Here is a 12,311-nt window from a genome sequence, read left to right as displayed (position 1 = left end):
GGCCAATCCAACGGCTTCACCTTCGAGCTATTGAACAGCGGTGGATTGAGCAGGGACCGGTTCCTGGCGCTGCGCAACCAGTTGATCGCCGCCGCAGCGAACGACCCGATCCTATCGGGCGTGCGCGCCGCGACGCTGGAGGATACGCCGCAGCTTCAGGTCGATATTGACTCCGAAAAGCTGGCGGTTCTGGGCCTCACCCAATCCAGCGTCGACAATGTGCTCTCTTCCGCCTGGGGCAGCACTTACATCAACGACTTTGTCGATCGCGGGCGGGTGAAGCGCGTCTATATGCAGGCCGACGCGCCCTATCGCGCATTGCCTGACGATCTCGACAAGTGGATGGTGCGTCAGAGCGCGACCGGGCAGATGGTGCCCTTTTCCGCCTTTGCCGCCACCCATTGGGTGATGGGCCCGACGTCCGTTTCGCGCTTCAACGGCCTCCCTTCCTTCGAAATACAAGGTCAGGCCGCGCAAGGCGCCAGCTCGGGCGAAGCGATGGACCGGATCGTCGAATTGCAAAAACAATTGCCCGCCGGCACCAGCTATGCGTGGAGCGGCCTGTCCTATCAGGAACAACTGTCAGGCGGGCAGGCGCCTTTGCTCTATGGTCTCTCGGTGCTCGTCGTCTTCCTCTGCCTTGCCGCCTTGTATGAAAGCTGGTCGATCCCGCTCGCGGTGCTGCTCGTCATCCCGCTGGGCCTGGTCGGCGCGGTCATCGCGGTCTGGGCGCGGGGCCTGGAAAACAACATCTTCTTTCAGGTCGGCCTGCTCACCACCATGGGCCTTGCCGCCAAGAATGCAATCCTGATCGTCGAATTTGCCGAGCTTGCGCATCATCAGGGCAAAAACGCCTGGGACGCGGCGCTGGAGGCCGCGCGGTTGCGCTTTCGCCCGATCCTGATGACCAGCCTGGCCTTCATCGCGGGCGTGGTGCCGCTGGCGATCGCGACAGGGGCCGGCGCGCAAAGCCGCGTCGCCATCGGCACGGCGGTGATCGGCGGCATGACGACCGCGACGCTGCTGGCGATTTTCCTCGTGCCTCTCTTTTTCGTGACGATCCTGCGCTTGTTCGGCAGGGACAAGCCCGCTGGCCCCGCAGCTGGAACGGAGGCCATGGCATGACCCGTGTGCTGATCGGCATCAGTGCGCTGATGCTGGCGGGATGTTCGATGACGCCCGCTTATGAGCGACCGGCCGCGCCCGTGCCCGCCACATTGCCGCAGGGCGAAGCCTATGCCCCGCGGCCCGCCGGCGCGCAGGCAGGCCTTGCCTGGACGCAGCTGGTGCAGGACGCCCGCTTGCGAACCATCATCGACCGGGCGCTCGCCAATAACCGCGATCTGCGCGCGGCCATCGCCAATGTGCAGTCCGCCCGCGCGCAATATCGGGTCCAGCGCGCAGCACGGCTGCCGACGATCACCGCGGATGCTGGGGCCAGCATCAGCCACCGCAACGACGCGCGCCTGGACAATTACAGCGCCGACATCGGCTTCAGCGCGTTCGAGATCGACCTGTTCGGCCGGGTGCGCAGCCTGACGCAGGCCGCGCTGGAATCCTATCTGGCGACGGAGGAGGGCGCGCGCGCGACGCGCATCGCGATGATCGCGGAAACCGCCAGCGCCTATGCCACGCTGGCGGCGGATCAGGATTTGCTGGCGCTGGCGCGGCAAACCCAGGCCAGCGCGCAGCGGACGCTCGACCTCACCCGAACGCTTAATGCTGCCGGTTTGGCCGGAAAGCTGGACGTACATCAGGCCGAAACCATCGTCGAGCAGGCCGCGTCCGACGTCGCGGCGACCGTGACCCAGGTGGCGCAGGATCGCAACGCGCTGGACCTGCTGGCTGGCGCACCGGTCGAGGACGCGCTGCTACCCCAGTCGCTCGACAGCCTGATCTCCGGCATCGCGCGCGTACCCGCCGGCCTGTCGTCGGACATATTGCTCCAGCGGCCCGACGTGCTGCAAGCCGAGCACCAACTCAAGGCCGCCAATGCCGATGTTGGTGCGGCCCGTGCGGCGATGTTCCCGACGATCAGCCTGACGTCGGCCATTGGTGTAGCGAGTACGGCCCTGTCATCGCTGTTCGGCAGCGACGCATTCGGCTGGTCCGCCAGCCCGTCGGCGAGCCTGCCGATTTTCGGCGGCCCCAACCGCGGCAATCTGGACTATAGCAAAGCGCAGCGCGACCTGTATCTCGCGCAATATGAAAAGGCGATCCAAACGGCATTTCAGGAAGTGGCGGACGGATTGGCGCGGGCCGGAACGATCGACGCGCAGCAGGTGGCGCAACGGCGGCTCGTGATCGCCAGCAGCAGGGCCTACGACCTTGCCGAACAACGCTATCGCGCCGGCATCGACACCTTCCTGACCGCGCTCAACAGCCAGCGATCCCTCTACAACGCGCAGCAATCGGCGATCGCCACAGATTTGGCGCTCGTCAACAATCGCGTCCTGCTCTATCGCGTCATCGGCGCTGATCAGTGAGAGGCCCCCGTTTGTAGGTAGGCCGGACATGCGCGGGCGCGGGGCCGCGCCCACTTCGCCGTCCGCTGGCCACGGAGATATTTTCCAGCAGACTGTCGATAAAATCGCTGTCCACACATGACGCGCATGCCAGCCTAAAGCAAAGATCCGCGCATGTCCGTACCGGATCGTATCATTTGCGTCGCGCAGCGCTCCACCGCTTTTCATGAGGACGGCTTATGATATGATTGGTGCCAAAGAAAATGGTGGAGAGGATCATGCTTCGGATAGCAGGATTTCTGGACTGGCTCTGCGCGCTGTTCGCGTCCGGCGCGCAGGACGCCATGCGGCTCAATCAGCTTATTTGTCCCTTCTCGCGTCACGCCGGGAAATCAGATGGACCACCCCCGCGCTGACTGCCGTAGCGAGCAGGTAAATCTTGAAAAAAAAGGGCCGATCCGAAGATCAGCCCATGAAAGTTTTAGGAGAGGATGCCTGAAAGGCAGGATCGTTTTCATACAAAATCGATTTTGCTGCAAGTGCGAATGGCTTTGTTACGGTTGCAAAATCTGCAATCGTGGCGGAATGAAACCCTTTCCGTAACGGAAATTGCCGCTCCTCTGGGTGATATTAAATGATCCGCGCCTTCCCCATAGGTGCGACTCGCAGCGATGCTCCGGCTGCGATCAGGAGCGTCAAGGCCGCGAACGCCATTGTCCAGATCGGTGCGCCGGGGAAGAACGCCTTCATGATCGAGCCCATGACCGTAGCGACCAGCAATTGCGGCAATACGACGAAGATATTGAACAAGCCCATGTAAATGCCGATCTTGGACGGCGGCAGGCTGGACGCCAGCATGGCATAGGGCATGGCGAGGATGGAGGCCCAGGCGACGCCGATGCCCACTTCGCTCAGCAACAGCCAATGGGGATCGCGTACAACCAGAAAGCTCGCAAATCCGGCCGCCCCGAAGGTCAGGCACAGCGCGTGGGTCTTCGCCTGGCCGATCCGCCGCGCGACCCCCGGCAGCAGCGTCAGCGCCGCCACCGCCGCCACGCCGTTATAGACGGAAAACAAGACACCCACCCAGTTACCGCCCGCCTGATAGGCCGCGCTCGCCGGATCGGCCGACCCGAACATATATTGCGCAACGACCGGGGTGGTGTGGATCCACATGATGAACAGCGCAGACCAGCTGAAAAACTGGATCACCGCCAGCCGTCGCATGATCGGCGGCATGGCGGCGACATCGCCCACGATATGCGCCAGCATCGTGTCGGCGCGACCGGCACGCGCCAACGCAATCGCGCCCATGCTTGCAAGGCCATAGCCCGCCAATAGCGCGGCGAGAAGATAGACTTCCTTTTCCATGTTCCAGGCATTGACCAACCCCGCAACCAAAAGGCCCGTAGTAATCCAGCCCCAGCATGGCGTCATCCGGCGACCGGCAAGGTCGGGCCCGACCGGCGCGTCGCCCCCGCCGTCAAAGCCGCGCAATTGTTCGGGCGCATATTCGCGCGTCGTCAGCACGGTCCAGAGCACCGCGCCAAAGAGCGCCACGCCCCCCGCCCAGAAACTGTAGCGCACCGTATCGGGCACGGCGCCCGCCGCCGCGACATTGGAAACGCCCAGATGATCGAGCGCATAGGGGAACAGCGACCCCACTACCGCGCCCGCGCCGATGAACGCGGTCTGCACCGCATAGCCCGCCACATGCTGATGCTTGCCTAGCATGTCGCCGACAAAGGCGCGGAACGGCTCCATCGAGATATTGAGGCTGGCGTCCAGCATCCACAGCAGCAGCGCTGCCATCAACAGACCCTGGCTTTGCGGCATCGCTAGCAGCGCGACCGCAGCCAGGATTGCGCCGGCCAGAAAATAGGGCCGCCGCCGCCCCAGTCGCCCGAGCCATGTGCGGTCCGACAAATGCCCGATCACCGGCTGCACCAGCAGGCCGGTCAAAGGCGCGGCGACCCAAAGCGCGGACAGATCGTCGATGCTGGAGCCCAGCGACTGGAAGACGCGGCTCATATTGGCATTTTGCAGCGCAAAGCCGATCTGGATGCCGAAAAATCCGAAGCTGATATTCCACAGCCCGGCAAAGCCCTGACGCGGCTTGTCCATGCCTTCCCCTTCCCGTCCCGCCGCGGCCGGCCTTGCGCCGCCTGCGCCTGCCCCTAGCGCTGACATGGGCGCGCAGGCGAGGCAAGGGCGCATACGAATACATGCGACCCTCGCCTTGTTGCTTCCGCGCTCCCGAAATCGGCTGACAGTCACCTTGTATTTTGTATGAGTAATAAGCTATTGTCTCGGAAATGGCGCGGTCAGGCGCCGGCAACAGGAGAGAAGCCGTGCCCAAGACCCCATCCTGTACTGGCCCTTCACGGCGCGATCTGTTGGGCAGCGCGGGCGCGGCGACCGTCATGGCCGGCGCCGCGACGATGCTTTCTCCAGCGCCGACTTTCGCGCAGGCCGCGCCTTCCGCCCCGGTACGACCGGCTCCCCTCCAACCGTTCGACATGGCCGACGTCACCCTGAACGATGGACCGTTCCTGCATGCCCAACGCATGACGGAGGCCTATCTGCTGCGGCTTCAGCCCGACCGCATGCTGCATAATTTTCGGGTCAATGCCGGCTTGAAGCCCAAGGCGCCGGTCTATGGCGGATGGGAATCGGAACCGACCTGGGCAGAGATCAACTGCCATGGGCATACGCTGGGCCATTATCTGTCCGCCTGCGCGCTGGCCTACCGATCGACGCGGGACCGCCGCTTCAAACAGCGCCTGGACTATATCGCGAGCGAACTGGCCGCTTGCCAGAAAGCCGCGCATTCGGGCCTTGTCTGCGCCTTTCCCGATGGACCCGCCCTGGTCGCGGCGCATATCAATGGCGAACCGATTACTGGCGTCCCCTGGTACACGCTGCACAAAATCTATGCCGGATTGCGCGACGCGGCGCTCCTTGCCGACAGCAGGGAGGCTCGCGAAGTCCTCTTGCGCCTCGCCGACTGGGGTGTCGTTGCGACACGCCCGCTGAGCGACGCGCAGTTCGAAGCGATGCTGACGACCGAACATGGCGGCATGAACGAAATCTACGCTGACTTGTACGCCATGACCGGGAAAGAGGAGCATCGCACGCTCGCCCGGCGCTTTTCGCACAAGGCGGTGATGGAACCGCTGGTTGCGGGCAAGGACTTGCTGGATGGCATGCACGCCAATACGCAAGTGCCCAAGATCGTGGGATTTCAGCGCGTCTATGAAGAAACCGGCGACGATCGCTATGCGAAGGCGGCGGATTTCTTCTTTCGCACGGTCGCGCACACCCGGTCCTTCGCCACAGGGGGGCATGGCGACAATGAACATTTCTTCGCCATGGCTGACTTTGAAAGCCATGTCTTTTCGGCCAAGGGTTCGGAAACCTGCTGCCAGCATAATATGCTCAAACTGGCGCGACTGCTGTTCATGCAGGATCCGCAGGCCGACTATGCCGATTATTACGAGCGCACCCTTTATAATGGCATTCTCGCCTCGCAGGACCCCGACAGCGGCATGGCCACTTATTTTCAGGGGGCGCGGCCGGGATATATGAAACTCTACCACACGCCTGAGGACAGTTTCTGGTGCTGCACCGGGACTGGCATGGAAAACCACGTCAAATATCGCGATTCCATTTATTTCCATGATGACCGGTCGCTTTACGTCAGCCTGTTCGTGCCCTCCGCCGTCCAGTGGGCGGACAAAGGCGCGCGACTGGAACAGGCAACATCTTTCCCCGACACGCCGTCGACCAGCTTGAAATGGACATTGCGCGCGCCGGTCGAGATCGCGCTGCACCTGCGCCACCCACGCTGGAGCCGTACGGCAACGGTCCGCGTCAACGGTCGGGAGGTGCTGCGATCAACCGCACCGGGGCGTTTTTTGGAAATCGCTCGGCTGTGGCGGGATGGCGACCGGGTCGAACTGACCCTCGACATGATGCCGGGCGTGGAAAGCGCGCCGGCCGCGCCGGATATCGTCGCCTTCACCTATGGCCCGCTGGTTCTGGCCGGCGCGCTGGGCCGGCAGGGGCTCGACCCGGGCGCCGACATCATCGTCAACGAACGCAAATATGGTGACTATAATGACGAAGCCGTAGCGGTCCCCGTCCTTGCTGGCGATCCCAGGCGACTGGCCGAGCAGGTGAAGCCCGGCGACGATCCGCTGGAATTCACGATTCCGGCAGAGGATGGCGCGCCGGTGCGCCTGATCCCCTATCACCGCATCGCGCATGAACGCTATGCGACCTATTGGCGAGTGAAGCCTGTCACGACCTGACCAGTACCTCCAGATCCACCGGGAAGGACAATCTTCCTAATCTCCATCAGTATCGCAACATTTGTCGGAAACATCGGTCATCGCGGGTGGTTCGTGGTCGCAGGGTCATGACGACCACAGGAGACCGATTTCCATGGCGACGCACACAGGCAGCAATGCATCCCCTACTGGCAAAAAGGGGAAGGATGCCGCGCCCGATCTGTCGGACAGCTTCCAGGAAGAACAGGGTCAGGGCGGCGAAACGCACCAGACCGCGCAGGATGGCGGCGCAGTTTTGACGACATCGCAAGGCGTGCCGGTCGCTGACGACCAGAACAGCCTGAAACAGGGTGCGCGCGGCCCGACGCTGCTGGAGGATTTTCACTTTCGCGAAAAAATCTTTCATTTCGACCATGAGCGGATTCCCGAGCGCGTCGTCCACGCCCGCGGCTATGGCGCGCATGGCTATTTCGAACTGACCGAGAGCCTGTCCGACATCACGCGCGCCGACATTTTCCAGCGCGTCGGCGAAAAGACCGAGGCCTTTGTGCGCTTCTCCACCGTCGCGGGGTCCAAGGGGTCGCCCGACGTCGCGCGCGACGTGCGCGGTTTTGCCGTCAAGCTCTACACCAAGGAAGGCAATTGGGACATTGTCGGTAATAATATCCCGGTCTTCTTCATCCAGGACGCAATCAAATTTCCTGACCTGATCCACGCCGCCAAGCCCGCGCCCGATCGCGGCTTTCCGCAGGCGCAGACCGCCCACGATAATTTCTGGGACTTCATCAGCCTCAGCCCGGAAAGCATGCACATGGTCATGTGGATCATGTCCGACCGGACGATCCCGCGCTCTTTCCGCATGATGGAGGGCTTTGGCGTCCACACCTTCCGTCTGGTCGATGCCGACGGCCTATCCTCCTATGTCAAATTCCACTGGAAGCCCAAGCTCGGTCTCCAATCGGTGGTCTGGAACGAGGCGGTCAAACTGAACGGCGCCGACCCCGATTTCCACCGCCGCGACCTGTGGGACGCCATCGACGCCGGCGATTTCCCCGAGTGGGAGTTGGGGGTCCAGATTTTCGATCAGGAATTCGCCGACAATTTCGACTTCGACGTGCTCGACGCGACCAAGATCATCCCGGAGGAGCTGGTGCCGGTGCGGATCGTCGGCCGCCTGGTCCTCGACCGGCTGGTGGACAATTTCTTCGCCACGACCGAACAGGTCGCCTTCTGCACGCAGAATATCGTCCCCGGCATCGACTTCACCAACGATCCGCTGCTTCAGGGCCGCAATTTCTCCTATCTCGACACCCAGTTGAAACGCCTGGGTTCTCCCAACTTCACGCATCTGCCGGTTAACGCGCCCCGCTGCCCCTTCGCGCACTTTCAGCAGGACGGGCATATGGCCATGCATAATCCCGCCGGTCGCGCCAATTACGAGCCCAATAGCTGGGGCCCCTCACTGGGCGGCCCGCGTGAAGACCCGGCGCGCGGATTCACCAGCGTTGCAGCAACGCCTGACGGCGACAAGCTGCGCATCCGCCCGGAAAGCTTCGCTGACCATTACAGCCAGGCGCGGCAATTCTACGTCAGCCAGACCCCGATCGAGCAAAAGCATATCGGCGACGCGCTGGTGTTCGAATTGTCAAAGGTGGAACGGCCCGACATCCGCTCGCGCATGCTGTCGCATCTGATGCATATCGATGACGGCCTTGCCGACACGGTCGCCAACGGGCTTGGCCTGCCCCTGCCCGAAAAGGCCAAGGCTGCGGTCACGCCCAAAGCCGACCTGCCGCCATCCGACGCACTCAGCATCGTCAAAAACGGCCCCGACAATTTCGCCGGTCGTAAGCTTGGCCTGCTGGTGAGCGATGGCGCCGATGCCGCACTGGTGAAGGCGCTGATGGATGCAGTGAAAGCGGCGGACGCCTTGTGCGAAGTGATCGCGCCCAAGATTGGCGGCGCGACGCTGAGCGATGGCACCCTGCTCCCTGCGCAGCAGAAGATCGATGGCGGGCCGTCCGTCTTGTATGACGCGGTGGCGGTGATCGTGTCGGACGAAGGCGCAGCCCTGCTGTCGAAGGACGCGCCATCCAAGGATTTCGTCGCCGACGCCTTTGCCCATTGCAAGTTTATGGGCCTGTCGCCCGAGGCCAAGCCGCTGCTGGTCAAGGCCGGAATAGCGGAGGATCTGGACGATGGCTGCATGGGCCTCCAATCCGCCGACGATGCCAAGGCTTTTGTCGCCGCGCTGGGGCCGCTGCGCTTCTGGGATCGGGAAAGCAAGGTCGATCTTGACGCGATGACCGACTGAGCCATTGCGGCAGGCGAAGAACAGGGCGGACCCAAATCTGCCCTGTTTCTGCCTATTGCAGTAATAACACACTCCCCTTTGCATCTTGCGCAATGCTTGCGCAATGCTTGACCAAGTGAACGTTATCAAATAGGTGAACGTTCACAACAACGCACCAGATGCCGAGTCGCGGCACGGGGAGGGGATATATGCGCATTTCCAAAGCACATCGTGTGTCGGCATTTGTCTGCGGCGCGTCAGCCGTTGCGATGGCTGTCGGCAGTCAGTCGGCCTTCGCCCAGGACGCGGCGATCGACGACCAGCCCGCCGAAATCGTCGTGACCGGCATCCGCGCCAGCCTGTCCGCCGCGCGCGATATCAAACGCGACGCGCAGGGCGTGGTGGACGCGATTTCGGCCGAGGATATCGGCAAGTTCCCGGATACCAACCTGGCGGAATCGCTTCAGCGTATTACCGGCGTATCGATCGACCGCTCCAATGGCGAAGGGTCGACCGTTACCGTTCGCGGCTTCGGCCCGGAATTCAACCTGGTGCTGCTGAACGGCCGCCAGATGCCGACATCCAGCCTGGGCGACGGCGCCAGCGCGCCCGCCAGCCGCTCCTTCGACTTCGCCAATCTGGCATCGGAAGGCGTCGCAGGCGTCGAAGTCTACAAGTCCGGCCGCGCGACGCTGCCCACGGGCGGCATCGGCTCGACCATCAATATCAAGACCCCCCGCCCGCTCGATCGTCCCGGTCTTCGCGGCAGCTTCGCGGTGAAAGGCGTCTATGACAGCTCGCGCAACAACAGCGACCCGATCACGCCTGAATTGTCCGGCATCATTTCCGATACCTTTGCCGATGGCCTGTTCGGCATCGCCGTCACCGGATCGTGGCAAAAGCGCAAGGCAAGCGTGAACCAGGCCAATGTCGGCTGGCGCGACGGCTATCTGGGGTCTGAAAATAATTGGGGCTCGCTGCCGATGGAGGGCGACCCGCGTTTCGCCAATATCGAAAATCGTCCCGGCCCCAACGACGTCTATCAGGTCCAGCAGAACGCCAGCTATGACCTCAACGACATCAGCCGCGAACGCCTGAACGGGCAAGTCGTGCTTCAGGTCCGCCCAGCGGAAAATCTGACGGCGACGATCGACTATACCTATTCTCGCAACACTGTTCAGGTGCGCAATTCGAACGTAGGCATCTGGTTCAACTTCAACGATGTGTCGAGCAGCTGGACCGACGGCCCGGTCGCCGGACCCAATTTCTATACCGAGCGGTTCGGCGTCAATGAGGGCAAGGATCTGTCCTATTCGGGATCGCTGACTGAAAATCGGTCCGAAAACAAATCGCTGGGCGGCAATATCGCTTGGGACGGTCCCGGCGGCCTGCGGCTGGAATTGGATGCGCATCATTCGACCGCGGTGTCCGGCGCCAACAATCCCTACGGCACCAGCACGTCGGTCGGCACCGCCATTTTCGGCGTCGCCAGCCAGACGGTCGACTATACCAACGACCTGCCGGTCATTTCCGTCACCATGCATGACGGCATTGACCCGCTGGACGCGGGCAATATCCAGGCGACCGGCAACGCCTTCCGCAACGCCTATTTCAAGGATCGCATCAACGAAGCGCAGCTGCGCGGCAGCTATGATTTCGACAATTCGATTCTCGACAGCCTCGATTTCGGCGTGACCTATATCGAGAACAAGGTGCGTTCGGCCTATGGCTATATCCAGAACGATACCTGGGCCGGTTCCACCACCAAGGAACAGATGCCCGACGACTTGTTCACGCTGACGAGCATCCCCGACAAGTTCAAGGGCGTGTCGGGCGCCAGCGACCCGGCGATGATCCAGCAATTCTACACGTTCAACTTCGAAAAAATGGTGTCGTTCCTCGATGATCTGAACGGCATCTGCGGCGGCGACGGCAATTGCCTCTCCTCCTTCACCGTCGACCGCCGCATCCGCGAACGCACCGTCGCCCCCTATATCCAGGGTAATTTCGAATTCGACGTCGCCAATCGCCCGGCGCATTTCCGCGCCGGCCTGCGCTATGAAAAGACCAAGATCAAGTCATCGGCGCTGGTGCCGGTGCCGACGGCGACCGAATGGGTGTCGATCAACGAATTCAATCTGGTCTTTGGCGGCGGCAGCGATTTCACCACCTTCCGGGGCAATTATGACAACTGGCTGCCCGCCTTCGACGTCGACTTCGAACCGATCGACAATGTGAAGCTGCGCGCCAGCTACAGCCATACCATCACCCGGCCCGACTATGCCTCGATGCAGGGCGGTCAGACGCTCGACCAGCTGTTCCGCATCGGCGGCGGCACCGGCGCGCGCGGCAATCCGGGCCTGCTGCCCTACAAGTCCAAGAATATCGACCTGTCGGCCGAATGGTATTATGCCCCGGCCAGCTATCTGTCGGTCGGCTTCTTCGACAAGCGGGTCAGCAACTTCATCTCCAGCACGCGAGTTGATACCGACGCCTTCGGACTCACGAACCCGGCAGACGGTCCGCGCTACCAGGCGGCGGTCGCTGCGCTTGGCGCTGGCGCCAGCACGACGGCGATCCGCAACTATATCTTCGCCAACTACCCCTCGTCGGTGGAAATTCAGAGCTTCGATCCTGTGACCGGCAATTATACCGGCAAGATCCTGGGCCTGCCGGAAGACAATCCGGTCAATTTCCAGGTTACGACGCCGGTCAACTCCGACCAGACCGCGCATCTCTATGGCTTTGAATTCGCGATCCAGCATAATTTCTGGGACACGGGTTTTGGCACCATCCTCAACTATACCATCGTGCGAGGCGACGCGACTTACGACAACAGTCAGCCGTCCAGCGTTGCGCAATTTGCGCTCACCGGCCTGTCGGACAGCGCCAACGCGGTTCTCTTCTATGACAAGAACGGCATTCAGGCCCGTGTCGCCTATAACTGGCGTGACGAATTCCTGTCTGGCACCGGCCCCAATCCCTTCTATGTCGAAGCCTATGGCCAGGTCGACGCCAGCGCGAGCTGGGAGTTCAAGAAGGGCTACACCGCCTTTGTCGAGGCGATCAACCTCACCGGGTCCAGCCGTCGCGGCCATCTGCGCAGCGACCAGAATGTCTTCTTCGCCTCACCGGGCTATGCCCGTTATGGCGCGGGCATTCGCGTCAATTTCTGACCCGGCTTGATCACCGTCCCGCGGGGTGGGACAAGGCCGCGCCGGGCCTTGCATCCGGCGCGGCCTTGCCATCGGGGCGGGGCCA

General features: G+C 62.4%; 6 protein-coding genes. 5 read left to right on the top strand and 1 reads right to left on the bottom strand.

Annotated features, from left to right (window positions below; all coding sequences use genetic code 11):
• Together B2V90_RS17975 and B2V90_RS17970 are read left to right on the top strand one after the other, a co-directional pair.
• Window positions 1–1,125, top strand: a 1,125-nt coding sequence (locus B2V90_RS17975; RefSeq protein WP_293922630.1) for an efflux RND transporter permease subunit, incomplete at its 5' end; no start/stop codon positions are given.
• Window positions 1,122–2,486 carry an efflux transporter outer membrane subunit gene (locus B2V90_RS17970; protein WP_228221936.1) on the top strand — a complete coding sequence of 455 codons (1,365 nt, stop codon included), beginning with the start codon at window positions 1,122–1,124 and terminating at the stop codon, window positions 2,484–2,486. The genes B2V90_RS17975 and B2V90_RS17970, both read left to right, overlap by 4 nt.
• A gap of 609 nt (window positions 2,487–3,095) precedes the next feature.
• Here the strand turns inward: B2V90_RS17970 and B2V90_RS17965 are convergent.
• Window positions 3,096–4,589 (bottom strand): MFS transporter, encoded by a 1,494-nt coding sequence (locus B2V90_RS17965; RefSeq protein ID WP_228221937.1) that lies wholly within the window; start codon window positions 4,587–4,589, stop codon window positions 3,096–3,098.
• Window positions 4,590–4,780: 191 nt separating this feature from the next.
• Here B2V90_RS17965 and B2V90_RS17960 point away from each other — a divergent pair, with 191 nt between their 5' ends.
• From B2V90_RS17960 to B2V90_RS17950, 3 genes are all read left to right on the top strand, one after another.
• Window positions 4,781–6,778, top strand: coding sequence for a glycoside hydrolase family 127 protein (locus B2V90_RS17960; RefSeq protein ID WP_293922629.1), 1,998 nt, complete (start codon window positions 4,781–4,783; stop codon window positions 6,776–6,778).
• A 133-nt stretch (window positions 6,779–6,911) separates the two neighbouring features.
• Window positions 6,912–9,071, top strand: coding sequence for a catalase (locus tag B2V90_RS17955; protein ID WP_228221939.1), 2,160 nt, complete (start codon window positions 6,912–6,914; stop codon window positions 9,069–9,071).
• Between the two features lie 188 nt (window positions 9,072–9,259).
• Window positions 9,260–12,226: a TonB-dependent receptor gene (locus B2V90_RS17950; protein ID WP_228221940.1), complete on the top strand. Its 2,967-nt coding sequence runs from the start codon at window positions 9,260–9,262 to the stop codon at window positions 12,224–12,226.
• Window positions 12,227–12,311 lie beyond the last annotated feature (85 nt).

The sequence above is a fragment of the Sphingobium sp. UBA5915 genome, from assembly GCF_002431195.1.
Taxonomy (GTDB): Bacteria; Pseudomonadota; Alphaproteobacteria; order Sphingomonadales; family Sphingomonadaceae; genus Sphingobium; species Sphingobium soli.
Note: the sequence above shows the minus strand (reverse complement) of the source record. Positions and strands in the feature narration are given on the sequence as shown.

What these genes read in the sequence shown, in the direction of transcription:
- B2V90_RS17970 (WP_228221936.1), top strand. Translation starts at nt 1,122, where the DNA reads ATGACCCGTGTGCTGATCGGCATCAGTGCGCTGATGCTGGCGGGATGT.
- B2V90_RS17965 (WP_228221937.1), bottom strand. Translation starts at nt 4,589, where the DNA reads ATGGACAAGCCGCGTCAGGGCTTTGCCGGGCTGTGGAATATCAGCTTC.
- B2V90_RS17960 (WP_293922629.1), top strand. Translation starts at nt 4,781, where the DNA reads ATGGCGCGGTCAGGCGCCGGCAACAGGAGAGAAGCCGTGCCCAAGACC.
- B2V90_RS17955 (WP_228221939.1), top strand. Translation starts at nt 6,912, where the DNA reads ATGGCGACGCACACAGGCAGCAATGCATCCCCTACTGGCAAAAAGGGG.
- B2V90_RS17950 (WP_228221940.1), top strand. Translation starts at nt 9,260, where the DNA reads ATGCGCATTTCCAAAGCACATCGTGTGTCGGCATTTGTCTGCGGCGCG.